This window comes from Ruegeria sp. CDSA141, from assembly GCF_059612005.1.
The window spans coordinates 25279-43448 of record NZ_JBXWPT010000006.1; the positions used below are offsets into that span (position 1 = coordinate 25279).

Below are 18170 nucleotides of genomic sequence, written 5' to 3' on the forward strand. Positions count from 1 at the left end.
ATCTTTTCAGGGGGCTGCATCCGCTAATGCCCGCTATGCCGCAATCATGCTCCGACAGACCGTTGTCGACGCGATACACCACTTCGGATGCTGTCACGTTTTTTGCGTCTTTGCCGATCACGACGCCCAGTTCGGCTCAGGGCCCGTAGATTTCCGTTTTGCGGAGACTCACTCACACGGCCATGAACATGTCTTTGTATCGGTCACGCAAAACGTTCTTTTGAACCTTGCCCATCGTGTTGCAGGGAAGTTCATCCACAACGATCAGCTTGCGCGGATGCTTGAACCGCGCCAGACCTTCACGTACCGCCCCTGTTATCGCATCCGGATCGGGAGTCTGGCCGGGCTCTGCCACGATGATACCAACAACCGTTTCACCGAAATCTGGGTGCGGCACGCCGATCACGGCGCTTTCCAATACTCCGGGTTGATCATCGAGAACCAGCTCGATCTCTTTGGGGTAAATGTTGTAACCGCCCGAGATGATAAGATCCTTGTTGCGACCAACGATATGGACGTAGCCATCGTCGTCGATGCGGCCCAGATCACCGGTGATGAAAAAGCCGTTGTCGCGCAGTTCGGCAGCGGTTTTTTCAGGCATCTGCCAATAGCCTTTAAAGACGTTGGGGCCACGCACCTCAATCTCGCCGATCTCGCCCACGGGCAGGGTATTGCCGTCTGAATCACAGATCTTCAGTTCGACCCCGGGTAGCGGGTGCCCAACCGTTCCGGCGCGCCGATCGCCGTCATAGGGGTTTGACGTGTTCATGTTGGTTTCAGTCATGCCGTAGCGCTCAAGGATGCGATGACCCGTTCGTTTCTCGAACTGCACATGGGTTTCCGCCCGCAGTGGTGCCGATCCCGATACGAACAGGCGCATATGGGTGGCCAGTTCCTTGGTAAAGCGGCGGTCGTCCAATAGGCGCGTATAGAAGGTTGGGACGCCCATCATCGACGTGGCATAGGGCAAATTGTCTATGATCTGATCCAGATCGAATTTTGGTAGCCAGATCATGCATCCGCCCGCGGCCAGCATGATGTTGGTCGCGACGAACAGCCCGTGGGTGTGGAAGATTGGCAGGGCATGCAGAAGCACATCCTGCGAGGTGAAGCGCCATTCCTTGATCAGTGTCTGTGCATTCGACAGCAGATTATTCTGGGTCAGCATGGCCCCCTTGGACCGGCCTGTGGTTCCCGATGTATAGAGGAACGCGGCCAGGTCCTCGCCATCGCGGGCGACGGTTTCGAAACTTGTCGGCATGGTTGCGGCCTGATCTGTCAGGGACCCGCTGCCATCCGCGTTGAGGGTCTCTATTCGCGCCCCCAGCTGCGCGCCGACAGGGGTCAGTTTTTCCTCACTTTTGGCGTCACAGATAATCAGTGCGGCTCCACTGTTTTCTATGAAATAGGTTAATTCATCTACCGTGTAGGCGGTATTGAGCGGTAGGAACACCAGACCGGCTTGGGCGCAAGCTGCATAAAGCGCCAGCGCCTCGGGTGACTTCTCAACCTGCGCCGCAACGCGATCACCGGGATTCAGACCCAGACGCGTGGCGACATGCGCGATCTGCGCCGCGTTGCCGAGAAAGTCCTGATGGGTGATTGTTGTCCCATCCAGCAGCCGCAAAAAAGGTGTGCGTTTGCCAGCATGAATGCCGAACAGGCCGTCATAGAGGGGGTTAGCCATCAGGTTTACCTTTCTTGAAGCATGGAGAGAGAGGTGGATGCAGCGGAGAATTTTGTCTCGGTTGAGGCGGTCATCTCATGGGTTTTGGTGAATTGTTCGTGGTTCAGGGCCACGCGGGTCAAGTCATACAGGTAGTTGACCATGGTGCCAACGCACTGAGCGGTGTCTGCGTTAGCATGCAGCGAATGAGTAAGCGCACTGTTACCCAAATGAAACTGCGCAATCGGATCGAAGGGCGTGCTCCCTTTTCCTTTGGCGTTCATCAAGCAATTCGGTGCCAAAGCTCTCATTTGGTCGGACTTTCCCGGTTGATCGGACGCAACACCAGAATACCGTGGTTGAACATGCAGGCTTAAAGGTGGCGGTTCTGCCCCATCCTTTTTACGCGGGCGCTGAAACAGAAAGGATGAACCAAGATCGCTCGGCAGAGGTTGACGGTTGGCTTCAAATGCAACCGCCAGCCTCTGCAGTGCTTATTGCTCTCACAGTGTCGGCGAGCGGGCGTTCCCCCGAAGCTCTACGAGAATCGTTCCGGCAACAAGGCATCCGGCAGGTTCTGATAGCAAACAGGACGCAGGAAACGTCGGATCGACAATGTGCCGACAGATGTGGCACCGAAATTGGTCGAAGCCGGGTAGGGGCCGCCATGGACCATGCTGTCGCACACCTCGACCCCCGTGGGGAAGCCATTGGACAACACGCGCCCGGATTTGCGTTCAAGGATCGGCAGCAGGGACCGGGCCATGTCCATGTCGGCCTCGTCCATTTGCAGCGTGCAGGTCAACTGACCGTGCAAACTGCGCGCGACGTCGCGCATCTCGTCGGATGTTTCGGCGGTAACGATGATGCCCAACGGGCCAAACACCTCTTCTGCGAGGGTTTCGTTGGCCAGCCATGTCGAGGCGCTTGTTCGGTAAAGGAAGGGGGCTGCGTTGCGCTGGTCGCATATCGACGTCAGAACCTCCTGAACGCCACCGGTTTCCGCGACGCGGGCCTGACCGTTGCGATAGGCTTCGGCGATGCCGTCGGTCAGCATGGTCTGCGCCGGAACTTCGGTCAATGCGGTCCGTGCGATCTCGGCGAAACGGTCTGTTGCTTCACCTGCCGGTATCACGACGACGCCCGGGTTGGTGCAGAACTGACCTGCGCCCATGGTCAGCGATCCGGCCCAGTCTTTGGCGATGTCTTCGCCCCGGTTCGCGAGTGCCGCATCCAGAATAAACGTGGGGTTGACCGATCCAAGCTCACCAAAAAACGGAATCGGTTCGCGGCGCGCGGCGCACAGGTCGAACAGGGCGCGACCGCCCGTAAGCGACCCGGTGAACCCGACTGCCTTGATCAGAGGGTGCTGCACCAAGGCTGAACCCACAGCCGGCCCGCCGTCCTGGATCAGGCTGAAAACACCGGGATGAATGTTGCAACGGCGAGCAGCAGCGAAGATTGCTTCAGCGATGATCTCGCCGGTGCCAGGATGGGCGCTGTGGCCTTTGACGACAACCGGGCAGCCGGCAGCCAGTGCGGCGGCGGTGTCCCCCCCGGCGGTGGAAAATGCCAACGGGAAATTTGATGCGCCGAACACTGCAACCGGGCCGATCGGACGCTGGATCATTTTCAGATCGGGCCGGGGCAGGGGTGCACGGTCCGGCAGCGCGCCGTCGTGGCGCCGGTCCAGATAATCGCCGCTGATGATATGCGTTGCAAACAGCCTTAGCTGCCCCGACGTGCGGCCTCGCTCACCTTGCAACCGAGCTTCGGGCAGGCCGGTTTCCTGTGTGCCAATCTCGGTGATTGCATCGGCGCGCGCTTCGATCTCGTCGGCAATGGTGTTCAGGAAGGCGGCACGTTTTTCCCGAGTGGAATAGCCATAACTCCAAAAGGCATCTTCCGCGGCCTGCGCAGCGGCATCGACGTCTGAAATGCGACCTTTCGAATAGTCATGCGATAGCCCATGTGCGGGTTGTGATGCAAAGAAATCGTCACCTGCAAGCCAGTTGCCTGCGATCAGATGCTTGCCATGCGGAGTAAAGTTCATTTGGGCCTCGTATTTCAGGATGTCCAGTCTAATGGATAATGTATCCAAAATGACAGGACATGCAAGACCACCTTAGGGTTCGTCTGTCCCGCGCTTCGAGGCGATCATTTCCAGAAGCTGTTCCTTCGTCCGGCGTATGTGCTGCGTCAAGACCTCGCATGCTTTGTCCACCTTGCCTTCCCGGGCCAGCCGCAACAGATCACGATGTTCCTTTTTTGCGGGTTCGCGCTGTTTCATCACGCTCAGGTGCATCCTTACATAGCGATCCGATTGCAGGTTGACGCGGTCCAGCAATTCGTTGGTCAGCTTCCGCTGTGAAGCCGCATAAAGCGCCGAGTGATATTGATAGTTCAGTATCCCCCACTTGCCGACGTCATTTTCATCGTATGACGCTTCCATCTGCTTGAGTATCTCGTCGCAACGAGCAAATTCCCTTGGGCCCATATTAGGGATGGCTCGGCGAAACAGATCCACTTCGATCAGGATGCGAAGATCGAAAATCTCACCGATTTCGTCGAGGGAGTGTTTGGTCACCGAGCCGCCGCGATTGTTGGCCCATTGTACCAGGCCTTCGGCATTCAGGCGTTTCAGCGCCTCGCGGATTGGCATACGCGAGACATCATATTCCTCGGCCAGTGCTTCCTGCCGGATCGTCTCACCTTCGGCGAGTTCGCCGCTCAGGATACGTTCACGCAGATCATTTGCGATGACGTCCGGTAGGCTTTGTTTCGTGATCGCGCGTTTTCCTGCCATTTCCAATATCCCGCCGCGGTTTTTTGGATACAATTACCCGTAATTACCGACTTTTCCAAGCCGAACTTGGATTTCGACCCATTTCAGAGCGTTTGAAAAGTATGGATCTGGTGATGAATCCATCATCCAGGATGTATCAATCCCACCTCTGTCAAAGTGAAGGCAAGCAGGTTTGAAACAAGATCAACCGTCCTTAACCCCAAGTGTTGGTGGGACGGTTATCGGCGGCCAGGGCCTTGAGTTATCCCAAATTACCAAACTCGGGTCGCGGATATGCAGACTTTGCCATCAACGAAAATTGCGCGACACCAGATCTCAGACACCCCAGGTGTCAGACAGTCGATAACCACCCGGCCACGGGTCGTCAGGGTCCAGCATGTGCTGATGAATTCCGGTGATCCAACCGCGACCGCTGATTTCAGGAACGATTGCCGGGCGGCCACCTATCTGCGCTGTGTCAAGGACTCTACCGGTAAATCGTGATCCGATGATCGAAACCGCCTCGAAGGTCTGGCCGGGTTTCATCAACCCTTTGGCTGCCATCAGCGCCATGCGGGCAGACACCGCGGTACCCGTCGGCGAACGGTCAACCTTACCCGGCTGGATCGCCACGGCGGACTTGCCGCTTAGACCGGTTTCCGTCTCGCTCAGCGGGCCGCAAAAGGCGCAGAACGATATATGATCCCAGTCCGGGTTCTCGGGATGAGAAAACCCAAGCTGTTCATTGGCGGCGTTTGTGATCTTTACCCCCAACCGGGCTATGTCGCGGGCCTCATGATCGACGATTGCAAACCCAAGCGTCTGCGCATCGACGACCACAAAGCTGTCGCCGCCATAAGCGGTATCTACCGTGATCGTGCCCAGTCCGGATACCTCGAGCGGGACCGACAGCTTGTCGGCAAAGCTGGGCAGGTTCTGGACAAAGATGCGTTGTGCCTTGCCATCGCGGCATTCCGCACGTACCCGGACCAGCCCTCCCGGTGCCTCCAGCACCATATGAGTTTCCGGCTCTTTCATCGGAATGATCCCACTATCCAGTAATACGGTTGAGACACAGATTGAGTTGGACCCCGACATGGGCGGCGTGTCTTCGGGTTCCATGATGATCCAGGCGGCGTCCGCCTCGGGGTGTTTTGGCGGAACCAGAAGGTTGACATGCCGGAACACACCGCCGCGCGGTTCGTTCAGAACAAAGTTGCGCAGGGTTTGATCCCGCGCGATGAAGCTTCGCTGATCCCAGAGAGTGTCGCCCGGCGGTGGGACGACACCTCCGACGATGACATCTCCAACCTCACCTTCGGCATGGGCCGAGATCACATGTATGGTTTTGCTGCTGCGCATGTTTACCTCAGCCGTACTGCGCGACAGGAGCACCCAGCGCATCGAAGATCGGTGTCACGCCCAGACCGGGACGATCTGCTGCGGTCATCCGGCCATTGACACGCTTTGGTGCGCCTTCGGCGATGTCCACGGTACCATAGGAATTGAAATCGGTGGCCGAGAACGTGAACTCGGACGGTGTTGACCGCGCCAGATGGGCGATGGTGGCTGTGGTGATGTCGCCGCCCCATGTGTCCTCGATGGTCATGGGAATACCGTGCGCCACGCACAGATCCCGCATCAGTTTTGCCTTGGTCAAACCACCGACTTTGGAGATTTTCAGATTGATCACATCCATAGCGTCGTCGGCAATGCCGCGAACCAATGTGTTGGGAGTGTCGATGACCTCATCCATCACAAACGGCAGCGCAGTACGGCGGCGGATCGAAACGCATTCCTCATAGGTCAAACAGGGTTGTTCCACATAGACATCCAGACCCGAGACCGCGCCCACGACACGAGCAGCCTCGTGCCGGGTCCAGCCAGTGTTGGCATCTGCCACCAGAAGATCGGTCTTTTTCAGAACCGCGCGGGTGGCGTGAATGCGGTCGATGTCGTCATTGGCGTCGCCGCCCACCTTCAGTTGAAACTTCGTGTAGCCTTCGGCCGCATAGCCTTCGATCTTCTTCGCCATGATGTCCGGCGCTTCCTGACTGATCGCACGATAAAGCACCACATCTTCCTGTGCCGCGCCGCCCAAAAGGGTGTAAAGCGGTTGCCCCGTCGCCTTGCCCAGAAGATCCCAGCAGGCAATATCAACAGGAGCCTTGGCATAGGGGTGGCCACGCAGGGCAGCATCCATGGTGCGATTGATCTGGCCTATATTAAGCGGATTCTGCCCGATCAGATGTGGCGACAATTCGGCCAGCCCGGCCCTGACGCCAAGTGCGAAGGACGGAAGATAAGCCGATCCCAGCGGGCAGCATTCGGCATAACCCTTCAGACCTTCATCCGTGATGATCTCGAGAACGGTGCTGTCGAAGACTTCGACATAGTTGCCATTGGACCAGTTGTAACGACCTTCCTTCAGCGGCAGATCCACCTGATATACGTTCAGTGCGGTGATTTTCATGTGATGTTCTCCAGATCAGAAGCGTGTGGATGCGTAAGGCTTCATGTCGAGCGCGGGCTTGGCGTTCGTGATCAGATCCGCGACCAGATCCGCCGTGCCTGCGGATTGCGTCAGGCCCAGATGACCGTGTCCAAAGGCATAAAAAACCTGTGACGCACGGGCCGAGCGGTCGATCACCGGCAAACTGTCGGGAAGCGATGGCCGGAACCCCATCCATTGCGTACCGCCTTCTAGGTTCAGATCAGGCATGAAGCGCCCGGCCTTTGCCAGCAGCGTGTCGGCCCGCTTGTAATTGGGCGGCAGTTCCAGCCCTCCCAACTCGACCGCACCACCGATGCGCACACCGCCGTTGATCCGTGTCACCACGAACCCATGTCCACCAAAGGTCAGATGGGTGCGCAGGTCAAAGGCCCCTTCGGGCAGGGTGGTGTTATAACCGCGCTCGGTTTCAAGAGGGATGCGATCGCCCAGGGTTTTCGCGAGTTGGTGAGACCAGGCCCCGGCGGCCACGATCACGTGTCTTGCATCAATTTCACCGATCGAAGTCGTCAGGTGTACGCCTGCATCCATCGGTGTGAGCGCGTTGATTGCCGCGATTTCAACCTGACCGCCACGCGCAGTGAACCGGGTGGCCAAATGTCTTGTCCAACTGGCCGGATCGACCGTGTTCATCCAGGTGGGCGTAAATCCCGCGTGGGTAAATCGTCGGTGAAGCCCAGGCTGGATTTCCGCAATCGCGTCGGGACTGTCCAGCAGGTCAAAGGGGATGCCGTGATCCTTGCGGATATCCCACGTGGGAAGACTGGCGCGGAATTCGCCTTCACTTTCGAACAACTGCAACTGGCCTTCGCGTTGCATTAGCGCTTCGCCGTCGACATCCGCAATCTGGCGTTCCAGCGCCGCGCGGCTGTGATCCATCAAAGCAGCCTGTGCAGACCGAGCAGCAGCATAGCGATCCTGCCAACTGGCCCGCCAGAACCTCAGCATCCACGGTGCGATGTTCAAAGCGTAAGAGGGGGGGATTGAAAGCGGACCCAATGGATCAAACAGCCATTTCGGAGCTTTGCGCATGATCCCGGGGGTGGCCAACGGCACGATGTCGGTAAACGCAAAAGCTCCGGCATTCCCTTTCGAGGCACCAGTTCCTACGCCTTTGCGATCCAACACCAGAACCTGTTTGCCGCGCTTTTGCAATTCCAGTGCCGTGCTGATCCCAATGATACCAGCGCCGATCACAACAATATCCGTCAGGTTGTCTTGCAGCATGGCCAGATCTTTTCAAACTGTGGTTCGGTACCGGGGGCCGGATTGCGCCAATCCCCGATAGTTTTGTCAAAGAAGGATCCCACTGCGGAATGGATCGTTTTGCGCGAAAATCATTTTGCCCTGGGCCATGATATGGGCCTGCCCGGTCAAGGTCGGGATGACGCCGCCATTGGGGCCGGGCTGATAGCTTAGTCGGTAAGAACTGCCGACCACGCTTTCCTGCACGATCTCTACTCCGGGAACCAGAACCCCATCCGCCGCCAGACAGGCCAGACGCGCCGAACTGCCGGTCCCGCACGGGGATCGGTCGTATTGATCGTCCGGGCACAGGACAAAGTTCCGGCTGTGAACGTTTTCGTCAGGGGATTTGTCCTGCAAGATCACGTGGTCCACCGGTTCCCCGTTTTCACCACGCAGGTTTTGCGCGATGCAGGCTTCGCGTATTGCAATGGTCAGGTCGGTGAGGGCTCGGATGTTGCCGGGGTTCACTTCTATCGGACTGGGATCGACAATGAAGAACCAGTTGCCACCATAGGCCAGATCGCCGGTCACTTTTCCATGGCCGTCGACATCAACAGATACAGAGGCCCTGACCCGGCGACTTTCGATATTGGTGACGCGCACGGTGTTGGCGTCCAACAGGTCAACCGAGATGACGCCGGCCGGCGTTTCAACCCTGTGCGTCCCCGGCCCAATCCGGCCCAGATGCGCCAGAGTGACCCCAAGCCCGATGGTGCCATGGCCGCACATGCCCAAAACGGCGTCGGCATCGAAATAGATCACGCCGGTCTCACAGCCTGACGTTTCCGGGGTGACAAGAAGCGCCCCGACCATGCCGGGTTGACCGCGCGGCTCCAGAAGGACCGATTTGTAGAAAGCCTCATGCTCGGTGGCCAGGCGTTGTGCGCGCTCGGCCAGCGGGCCCGACCCCAGATCGGGGCCGCCGTCCAGGATAACCCGCGTGGGCATGCCTCCGGTATGGCTGTCGATCACATGCATTCAGCGATGACCCCACCCTGGCTGGACCAGTCGGCAAACCAGGTGCGGAACAGGCTGTATTGCTGTTCGCAATAGTTGCGCTGGGCATCGGTCAGTTCGTCGGTTTCGTTAAAGTGCAAACGGTATTCCTCTTCGCCGTTCAGGACCAGCAGGTGTTTGTAATACAGCACCAGATCGGTGCCTTCGTCAAAGCTGGCCAGCACGCCAAAGGCTTCTTCAAGCTCACGCGCGCGCAGGCGCGCTTCGGTATGACCCGCCGCCGCTTTCTGACACAGGGCAGCCAGCAGAAGTGCCTCTTTGGGCAAGGCGGTACCGATGCCGGTAATCGAACCCGTGGCGCCGCAATTGACGAAGCCATGATAAACTTCGGTATCCACGCCCACCATCAGTGTCACCTGATCATCTTTCGAGGTGATGTGTTCCGCCGCATAACGCAGATCGCTTTTGCCGCCGAATTCCTTGAATCCAACCAGGTTCGGATGATCCGCACGCAATTCCAGGAACAAATCGGCGCGGGTGGCGAAGCCGTAAACGGGGCTGTTGTAAATGATAGCCGGGATATCCGGCGCCGCTGACAGGATTGCCTTGAAGTGGTTACGCTGTGCCGCGATGGACGATCCGCGCGACAGCACACGTGGGATGACCATAAGCCCTGCCGCGCCGACCTTTTGCGCATGCGCAGCCAAGGCCACGGCAGATTTCGAGTTTATCGCACCTGTGCCGACGACGACGGGCAGGCCTGCCTCGATCAAGCGTTCGACGCCTTGCATGCGTTCGGCAACTGACAGCAACGGCCAGTCGCCCATAGAGCCGCAATACACGACGGCCGACATGCCTGCCTCGATCATTTCTTTGCCCTTTTTGACCAGAGCATCGAAATCCGGTGTCCGGTCGGCTTTGCAGGGGGTCATCAGGGCTGGCATGGTGCCGGTGAAGATATTCTTGGACATGAAGGTGATCTTCCTCGTTGTTTCAGGGGGCCGGTGCACTTAGCGCACATTGGCCAGGAATTTACGGGTGTTTTCGGATTGCGCATCACCGAATACTTGCCCGGGTGGGCCAATCTCTTCCATCACACCCTGATGGAAATAAGCAACCCGGTCCGATACATCTCGTGCGAAACCCATCTCGTGCGTGACACAGATCATGGTCATCCCTTCTTCGGCCAAAAGGCGCATCGTGTCGAGAACCTCGCCCACCAGTTCGGGATCAAGCGCCGACGTCGCCTCATCAAACAGCATGTATTCCGGTTCCATCGCCAGCGCGCGGGCGATGGCCAGACGCTGTTGCTGGCCGCCGGACAGGGCCGAGGGGTAGGCGTTGAGCTTTTCGCCCAAGCCGACGTGGGTCAGTTGTTTGGCCGCGACATCACGGGCCTCTTGCTTTGACAATCTCTTGACGATTTTGGGGGCGAGCGCGACGTTTTCCAGCGCTGTCAGGTGGGGAAAGCTGTTCCATTGCTGAAATACCATCCCCAGCTTTGTGCGCAGCTTGTTGATGTCTGTGCCCTTCGCATGAACATCGGTGCCATCGACCCTGACCGAGCCTTGCTGGATCAGTTCCAGCCCGTTGATGCAATAGAGAAGGGTCGATTTGCCGGAACCCGACGCGCCGATCACCGACAGGACCTCACCTTTCTGCACATCCAGATCGATACCTTTCAGCACATGCAGCGCGCCGAAATACTTGTGCAGGTCGCGAATTTCGATCATTGGGCCCACCTTTTTTCAAGAGACGCGGAATAGCGCGAAATTGGATAGCTGAGCGCGAAGTAGAACGCGCCCGCGATTGTCAGGATCAAGAAGGGTTCCTGCGTTCGGGTGATCAGGATCTGGCTAGCCTTGAGCAATTCGACGTAGCCCAATACCGACACCAATGCGCTGTCCTTCATCACACCCAGTGCAACACCGACCCATGCCGGGAACACTGCGCGTCCGCCGATAGGGAAGACGACATAGCGCAAGTCCTGCCAATAGGTCATGCCCAGACTGCGCGCGGCACGGCGCATCGGTGCACCGACGGCCTCGATCCCGCCGCGCGCGACATTCGCAACCAAAGCCGCAGTGTAGATCGACAGGATCACCACGCCCGAGGCAAACGGGTCCAGGTTAAGCCCGACAATGGGCGCAAAGTTGTAGAACAGCACCAGTTGGATGATCAGCGGCACCGAACGAAAAATGTCCAGAAACGGGGCCACTGTCAGGGTGGCTGCCAGTTTGCCTTCGTAAAGGATCCACCCGCACACCACTCCAAGAAACGTTCCGATGGTTATTGACAGAACTGAAATCCAGAGTGTCCGCAGGGCGGCTTCGGCCAGAAACCACAGATCATTTATGTTGAAGCTGCTGAAAAAGCTGACAGTGGGTTGCATCCGAGCGTCCTTCAGTAGCGAAAGAGCCGGGTCGCCAGCAGGCGTGAGGCTCCGAGAATGATTTTGACGATCACGTAGTAGATGACCGCCGTGACGGCGAAATATTCGAAGATGCGGAAGGTGCGTGAGGCAAAGAACTGCGTCTCTCCTGACAGTTCCCGGAAGCCGACCAGCATGCCCAGCGATGACATGAGCACGGCCCAGACCATCTGGTTGGTGATTGGGTGATAGACAATGCGAAACACCTGTGGGATCACCACGCGTGTGTAAGCCTGCCACGCAGTCATGCCCAGAGAACGAGAGGCGCGTAACTGAGTCTCGGGAACGGCCTGAAAGCCTCCGCGAAAGTTCTCGGCCAGATAGCCGGCACAATTGAATGTCAACGCGGCCAGCACAATGAAGTAAGGCGACAGGTGCAGGCCGAATGCGCCAAGCCCAAAGCCGAAAAAGAACAGCTGGAACAAAGCAGGTGTGTTACGTGCCAGTTCGACCCAGGTAGAAGCAAACCAATACATCGGCCCCTTCAGGTGCATGCGCGTCAATGCCAGACACAGGCCGATGATGATGCCGAGGATCATCGCCATTACCGCGACTTGCAAGGTCAGCAGCGATGCCTCAAGCAAGTCCGGCAGGCTTTTCATGACCGGCCGCCAGTGGAAGTTATAATCGAACACAGGTTTCTTTTCCGAAGTTACCCAGCTCTTTCGCCCGGCAGAAGCCCGGCGAAAGAGTGTTTGGGAGTGGGATCAGTACATCACACCGGGAATGCGCAGCTCGGGTGTTTCGCCTCCGACATATTTGCCCCACAGTTCCTGATAACGGCCCGAACGCACCTGATGTGTAACAAACAGGTTCAGGAAGTTCAGCCAGGTGACGTCCTGTCTTTTGCCAACGACCGAGGTGTAATCGGTGGTCCAGGGCATACGCGGACCGGCCAGCACGGTTTCATACTGCTGGGTGATCGGCAGAACGGCGGTGTTGGTGGTGATACCGATATCGGCCTTGCCCTGTGCGACCGCCAGAAACACCTCGTTTTCCGACTGGTAGCCCTGATAGTTGCCTTCTTCACCCCATTCGGCAGCGATCTTTAGCCATTCCTGCTCTGGCACTGTGCCAATCGCGGCGGCGACCCGTTTACCGCGGATGTCTTCGAAGGTTTCGATCCCACTGTCCGCGTTCACGACGCCCTGCGCGTAGTAGATTGCATAGGGAATGGAAAAGCCTACGGTCCGCGCCCGTTCGAGGCTGTCCGAGGTCGCACCGAACACGACATCTGCGCGCCCGGTCACGATGACCGGCAGGCGCTCGGCCCAGGTCAAAGGAAGGATTTCCGCCTCAACTTCAAGCGCCGCAGCCAGATCATTGCAGTATTCCACGTCAAAACCCGCCGGTTCGTTGTTGGCGTCGCGATACCCGATCGGCGGAAAGTCCAGAACAACGCCACATCGAAGAGTGCCGCGATCCACGACATCGTCGAGCGTGTCCGCCATCGCAGGACCTGTTGTGAAAGTAGTGAAGGCCGCCAGTGCGACGAGTTTCTTGAGCATGTGATCCTCCCTGAATCAAAAGATGTGAACACGAATAACGGATATTGTATCCAACATCCACAAAAAAGTTCTGTCGGGCTGCAATCGGCATGCGCCTCTACCCGGCTATCGGACGGAACAATTATTCAAAGAACGCCTAGTCGCTCATTGATTGTCTTGAGGTTTCGCTGTTCGATCCAAACTCAATGACCTCCGTTCCTCGTTCAGTTCGACAATCACCGAACAACGAAACATGTGCCAAACAGGTTGTTTCGGTTAAGCTGCGGCATGTCATATGAACCCAGGTTGGATATTGTCGGCGCTGCACTTGCGGATTCAAGCAGGACCCGCATTCTGTGCGAGTTGATGGATGGTCGGGCGCACACCGGAAAAGAACTGGCATCCGTTGCCGGGATCGCCCCGAACACCGCAAGTGAGCACCTGTCGAAACTTCGGGGTGCAGATATGATCGTCGCCGAGAAAAGCGGACGGTGCGTCTATTACCGCATCGCCAGCGATGAGGTCGCGGAAACTCTTGAACAGCTGTCTGCATTGTCGCCCACCGATCATCTGTACAGAGGTCGAAACGGGGAATGTCCGCCTGATTTGGTGGCGCGGACCTGTTACAACCACATCGCCGGTCGTCTTGGAGTCGTCTTGGCCCGGCGACTTGTGGACCAAGGCTGGATGTCTGTCGAAAGGACAAGCGCGCGCCTGACCCAAAGCGGAGGTGCGCATCTGAAGCGTATTGGAATTCTGTCTGACGCTGCATCATCTCTACCGGTCAAATGCTGTCTGGACTGGTCCGAGCGTCGCCACCATTTTTCCGGGCCGTTCGGGGTCAATCTTCTCGATCAGGCACTGTCAAGGAAATGGGTAACCCGCCCGCGCAACGGCAGGGCTTTGTACATTGAGCCGAAAGGTCTTGCTGCTTTCGAGCTGTATTTTGGCATCTCCAAAGACATGTTGTTTCGTAGCTTTGAAGTCACTTGAACTTCGGCCGGAGGCGAACTGTTCATAGTAGCGAAGGCCGGTGTCCCCGACCATGACTTGCCAAAACTAAGGGGACACCATGATCTGGCAAATCCAATCCAATCGTTTCGACCTCGAAGCGGGTTTCGAAATTACCGTGCAGGTTCCGCAACCACATGCAAAAGCTCTGCTTCAGGCTGTTTACCAGGTGACCGCGCTTGACTATGTCGACTACGACCATGTTTCTTTTCAGACTGAGGTCGGCACTCAACGGTTTCGTTCCTTACCGGGAGGGCGAAACGCTGCGACCGATCAAGTGGTCGAAGTGCCTTGCGTCGAACTCTCGTTCTTCGTTGCCGATCATCAAATCGTTAAAAACGTTGTGGAAACGCTTTTTGCACAGCATCCCTATGAAGAGCCGGTCATTCTGATCCGGTCCGCGTGGCGCACCTTGCACCGGGCCGGGATGGACGAAGACAACCCCAACAAGTTCTGGAACCGTCCGTCTGAAGACTGGGTGCCAGAGGTTCACAGAATCAAGCCGCACAAATCCGGCCAGGTCCCATAATACGTTTATCAGACAATGCGCAGGGTGTCTTTTTTCCCTTTCCCACTACTTCCAATGGCGTTCAGTCTGTTCTGACAACCCCGGTTTCAACCCACCTGTCAAACCGGGACAGAACTGCTTCGCAGAAAGCCGCGTCGTTGATGTGAACGTCCAGTTCTGTCATCGGCACCCGACCGGGCATGACCTTGCGCGCTTCATCCACCATTTCGGCCAGTGCCTTTGGATCATGCGCTTCTTCGCCTTCCTTGTCCCAATCCTCGACGCCCTGAACGGGCAAAAAGAAATGCACGGGCCCGGTTGCGACTTCCAGCCGGTTCGCGAGTTCCCGAATCCAGGAACGTCGTTCAGCCCCGTTGAAGACCGAGCTTTTGATCAGGCGGTTGTGTTCATGGAACGGGCGATCGGCGTATTGCTCGGGGATATCCTGCCAACCCGCAAAGTCCAATAGATCGAGCGCACCTGGGGCCACCATCTGTGGTGTTCCTACACGTCCGGCATTGGTGACACGGTCATCGCCGCTGGAGACAACGGAACCCGCCATCAGGTTGCCGAATTCCTGCATGCAGAAGTCCATCACGCAGGCAAACGCGCCTTCGCCTGCCAGTTTTTCATAAGCCATGCCGCCCATGCCAGTAGAGTGGAACACGGCCACTTCAAACCCGCGGTCTTCCAATGCCGGTTTCAGAGTTTTCATGTAACGCAGGCAGGACGAACCAAGGCTGGTCATACCGATCAGAGGTTTGCTGCGATCGGGGGCGGTCGCCGCTTTGGTTGCGCCCACGACGGCCCCGGCAGCTTGGCTGAGCGAAGATTTGCAGATCGAGTTCATGCCATACAGGCCGCCGGCCCAGAGGATCATCTGAATGTCAGGTGCAAGCCGATGCGGAGGAATCAGAGGTGAGAAGCTGACCGTTGATACGATGTATTTGGGAACGCCCATCGGCAGCGCCTGCGCACAATCCAGCGCAAGGTCCGTGCCCATGGTTCCACCCGTGGCAAGCATTCCGTCAAACCGACCTTCTGAATAAGCCTTTGCAACGACCTTTGCTGCCCCGGCCGACATTGCGCGAAAGGCTTTGTTTTCGTCTCCTTGCGCGATGACTTCTTCAATGGTCATGCCACCGGCTGCGGCCACGTCGTGCTTTGAGATATCAGTTGGATCGGACGGATCACCCAGAACCGAGACATCCATGGTCAGGACGTCGGCACCCTGCGCTCTGACCGCCTTTTCGATGAACCGCATCTCGGGCTCTTTGGTGTCATAAGTACCAATCAGCAGGATTGTCTTTTGGGCCATTGGTGCCTCCCGTCTAAGTGTGGCGTTCGAGGTATTTGGTCATCAACCCTCGGGCGGTTTCAATGAACCGCACATTGCGTATGTCCGATCCTTCTTCATTCAGGCGGGATGCAACCCATCCCACATATGTTGCCGCGCGAAGTGCCATGAACAGGTCAAGTTGCGTGGCGCAGATCGTTCGTTCCGATCGGTACCCGGCCAGCAAAGCATCGTGCAACTGGTTGAAATCCGGTTCGCGCAGATTCTTGAGGAGTATTGTCGCGATATCAAACAGGCGAAAACCGAAACCGGAATCGTCGAAGTCGATAAGCCACAGTTTGTCACCATCAACCATGATGTTTTCGCGGACAAGATCGGCGTGGATCAGCCCGTAATCCAACTGCTTTTCCACGCGCTGAAGGTCACGATCTGCGACGTCTCGGAACGCCAGGAAAAGTGACCGGTCCGTTTTCCCAAGCGTTGGGTTCTCCCAGAATTGACCCCAGAGAGGGGTGTCTCCAAGCAGCCCGCTACGATCCCATGACCAACGCGTGAAGTCGTGCGGACGAGTCCATTGGTTACTGATGTCATGCAGTCGCGCCGTTTCTCTGCCAATTGTGTGGAAGACGCCGTTTCTGTCGCGCTGCTCCAAGGCTGATCCGGTCGCACCCAAAGGGCTGCCCGGCAACCAGTTGAGCATGTCGACCTGAATGCCGTCCACCAGATGCAGATAGCGTCGATCTGCGGCCGGGACAGGAGTTGGAACTCCGACCCCGTTTTTGCCGAGAACGGCCATCCATTGTAGCTCTGAACGGAGTTCGACATCCGTTCGCAGCCCTTTGCGATGCAGTCGCAGAGCATAGGCGGTCTGGCCTGCCTGAACGCGATATACGCAGTTTTCCCGAGCAGCCACGAGAGACCATTCGCTATCGACCAGTTCCCAAAGGGTCAGCGCCTGTTCCACGATCTGCTTCATGCGACCAGTGGCGTTTTCGCCAAAACTTCGTCCAGCGTGTCAAAGAGAAGATCCGCGTTTTTGATAGAGAATGGCATGGGTGGTCGAATTTTCAGAGCATTCTTATGGCGTCCAAGCTTGGAGTGAATAATCCCGCGCTGGCGCATGGCGTTGATGATACGGTCAGTGAATTCACTGGCGGGCTGCTTGCTGTCGCGATCAAGGACCATTTCGGCCCCGAATATCAGCCCCGAGCCGCGTATGTCTCCGATGACGTCATACTTTTCTTTCAAAAGCTTCAGTCGTTTTCGCGCATGGTCGCCAACGGATTTGGCATGTGCGACCAGGCTCTGGTCTTCGATCTCTTGCAAAACCGCCATCGCTGCAGCACAGGAAACAGGGTTTCCGCCAAACGTGTTGAAGTACCGATATCCCTTGCGGAACGCCGAAATGATCTCGGAACGTGTGACCACGCTGCCCACCGGATGGCCGTTGGCCATGGGTTTGCCCAAAGTCATGACATCCGGCACAACGCCCATCTTCTGATGCGCCCACATATGGGTGCCGGTTCGGCCAAAGCCTGATTGCACCTCGTCGCAGATCAACAGGCCACCGGCCTGGCGTACGACCTTGGCCGTGGGTGCCAGCCAACCGTCCGGATTGTCTGGAAAGCCTTCGTTCAGAAAATAAGGGCAGACGATCAATGCGGCAAAACCGGTGCCGGCCTTTTCGTGCTCGGCAATCTGTTCCGCCACGGCATCGGCGAATTTTGACCCGTCCGGGTCGGGATCGCGATAGCTGTCGGGCGCGCCGACAAAACGGAAATACTTGCTCAGCCCGAAGCCGACTGTCGGGATGTTCGATTTGCTCAACTGGCTGACCAGCGCTGTATTTCCATGATAGGTGGTGTCAGTGGCAATGATCCCTCGTTTTCCGGTCATTGCCTCTGCCATTCGCAAAGCAATGTCATTTGCCTCGGAACCGGTGCAGGTGAGGATGGCCGTATTCAGCGCTGCATCCATCGTCCCGGTCAGTTTTTCCACATAGTCCAGAATCCCGTCGTGCAGATACCGGGTGTGCGTGTTGAGCGTGCGCGCCTGACGACAGATCGCCTCGACCACGCGCGGATTGCAATGTCCCACATGTGGCACGTTGTTGTAGCAATCCAGATATTTACGCCCGTCCGCATCCCACAACCAGACGCCTTCACCTTTTACAAAATGAACCGGCTCGTCGTAGAACGTCGACACGTTAGGGCCCAATAGCCTGGCCCGGCGCTCAATGAGTTCAACAGATTTCGCTGGAAGAGTCAT

Annotated in this window: 18 protein-coding genes; 2 read left to right on the forward strand and 16 right to left on the reverse strand. The window is 57.3% G+C overall.

What is annotated here, in order from left to right; translation table 11 throughout:
* Positions 1-172: 172 nt before the first annotated feature.
* From AC2FLP_RS10815 to AC2FLP_RS10875, 13 genes are all read right to left on the reverse strand, one after another.
* On the reverse strand, positions 173-1687 hold the full coding sequence (locus AC2FLP_RS10815) for a malonate--CoA ligase (RefSeq protein WP_496683600.1): 1515 nt from the start codon (positions 1685-1687) through the stop codon (positions 173-175).
* A 5-nt stretch (positions 1688-1692) separates the two neighbouring features.
* Positions 1693-1977, reverse strand: coding sequence for a malonyl-CoA decarboxylase domain-containing protein (locus AC2FLP_RS10820; protein ID WP_299897559.1), 285 nt, complete (start codon positions 1975-1977; stop codon positions 1693-1695).
* Positions 1978-2204: 227 nt separating this feature from the next.
* Positions 2205-3719, reverse strand: a complete 1515-nt coding sequence (locus AC2FLP_RS10825; protein ID WP_496683604.1) for an aldehyde dehydrogenase (NADP(+)) — start codon at positions 3717-3719, stop codon at positions 2205-2207.
* 72 nt (positions 3720-3791) lie between these two features.
* Complete coding sequence (locus tag AC2FLP_RS10830) at positions 3792-4472, reverse strand: GntR family transcriptional regulator (protein WP_117874114.1); 681 nt, start codon at positions 4470-4472, stop codon at positions 3792-3794.
* A gap of 315 nt (positions 4473-4787) precedes the next feature.
* A complete protein-coding gene (locus AC2FLP_RS10835) occupies positions 4788-5813 on the reverse strand; it encodes a trans-3-hydroxy-L-proline dehydratase (RefSeq protein ID WP_496683607.1) in 1026 nt (341 codons plus the stop codon).
* A gap of 7 nt (positions 5814-5820) precedes the next feature.
* Positions 5821-6924, reverse strand: coding sequence for a cis-3-hydroxy-L-proline dehydratase (locus AC2FLP_RS10840; protein WP_496683610.1), 1104 nt, complete (start codon positions 6922-6924; stop codon positions 5821-5823).
* A 15-nt stretch (positions 6925-6939) separates the two neighbouring features.
* Positions 6940-8190 carry an NAD(P)/FAD-dependent oxidoreductase gene (locus AC2FLP_RS10845; protein ID WP_299897548.1) on the reverse strand — a complete coding sequence of 417 codons (1251 nt, stop codon included), beginning with the start codon at positions 8188-8190 and terminating at the stop codon, positions 6940-6942.
* A gap of 66 nt (positions 8191-8256) precedes the next feature.
* A complete protein-coding gene (locus AC2FLP_RS10850) occupies positions 8257-9189 on the reverse strand; it encodes a 4-hydroxyproline epimerase (protein ID WP_496683613.1) in 933 nt (310 codons plus the stop codon).
* Positions 9180-10139: a dihydrodipicolinate synthase family protein gene (locus tag AC2FLP_RS10855; protein WP_117873928.1), complete on the reverse strand. Its 960-nt coding sequence runs from the start codon at positions 10137-10139 to the stop codon at positions 9180-9182. Before AC2FLP_RS10855 ends, AC2FLP_RS10850 begins: the two co-directional genes overlap by 10 nt.
* A gap of 39 nt (positions 10140-10178) precedes the next feature.
* Positions 10179-10901, reverse strand: coding sequence for an amino acid ABC transporter ATP-binding protein (locus tag AC2FLP_RS10860; RefSeq protein ID WP_299897540.1), 723 nt, complete (start codon positions 10899-10901; stop codon positions 10179-10181).
* Positions 10898-11560, reverse strand: a complete 663-nt coding sequence (locus tag AC2FLP_RS10865; protein WP_117873924.1) for an amino acid ABC transporter permease — start codon at positions 11558-11560, stop codon at positions 10898-10900. Before AC2FLP_RS10865 ends, AC2FLP_RS10860 begins: the two co-directional genes overlap by 4 nt.
* A gap of 11 nt (positions 11561-11571) precedes the next feature.
* Complete coding sequence (locus AC2FLP_RS10870; RefSeq protein ID WP_299638424.1) at positions 11572-12201, reverse strand: amino acid ABC transporter permease; 630 nt, start codon at positions 12199-12201, stop codon at positions 11572-11574.
* A 105-nt stretch (positions 12202-12306) separates the two neighbouring features.
* Positions 12307-13107 carry a transporter substrate-binding domain-containing protein gene (locus AC2FLP_RS10875; protein ID WP_299638427.1) on the reverse strand — a complete coding sequence of 267 codons (801 nt, stop codon included), beginning with the start codon at positions 13105-13107 and terminating at the stop codon, positions 12307-12309.
* Between the two features lie 267 nt (positions 13108-13374).
* Between AC2FLP_RS10875 and AC2FLP_RS10880 the strand changes: the two genes are divergently transcribed.
* Both AC2FLP_RS10880 and AC2FLP_RS10885 read left to right on the forward strand, forming a co-directional pair.
* The gene (locus AC2FLP_RS10880) at positions 13375-14079 is read left to right on the forward strand and encodes an ArsR/SmtB family transcription factor (RefSeq protein WP_496683620.1); all 705 of its coding nucleotides are present in this window, start codon (positions 13375-13377) and stop codon (positions 14077-14079) included.
* Positions 14080-14158: 79 nt separating this feature from the next.
* The gene (locus AC2FLP_RS10885) at positions 14159-14626 is read left to right on the forward strand and encodes a YqfO family protein (RefSeq protein ID WP_496683623.1); all 468 of its coding nucleotides are present in this window, start codon (positions 14159-14161) and stop codon (positions 14624-14626) included.
* Positions 14627-14687: 61 nt separating this feature from the next.
* On the opposite strand, the gene AC2FLP_RS10890 is transcribed toward AC2FLP_RS10885, so the two are convergent.
* From AC2FLP_RS10890 to AC2FLP_RS10900, 3 genes are read right to left on the reverse strand one after another with little or no spacing between them, the layout of a single operon-like run.
* Positions 14688-15923, reverse strand: coding sequence for a Tm-1-like ATP-binding domain-containing protein (locus AC2FLP_RS10890; protein WP_496683626.1), 1236 nt, complete (start codon positions 15921-15923; stop codon positions 14688-14690).
* Between the two features lie 13 nt (positions 15924-15936).
* Positions 15937-16878, reverse strand: a complete 942-nt coding sequence (locus AC2FLP_RS10895) for a phosphotransferase enzyme family protein (RefSeq protein ID WP_496683629.1) — start codon at positions 16876-16878, stop codon at positions 15937-15939.
* Entirely contained in the window at positions 16875-18170 is a 1296-nt protein-coding gene (locus AC2FLP_RS10900) for an aspartate aminotransferase family protein (protein ID WP_299897523.1), read from the reverse strand. The genes AC2FLP_RS10895 and AC2FLP_RS10900 overlap by 4 nt, the downstream gene beginning before the upstream one ends.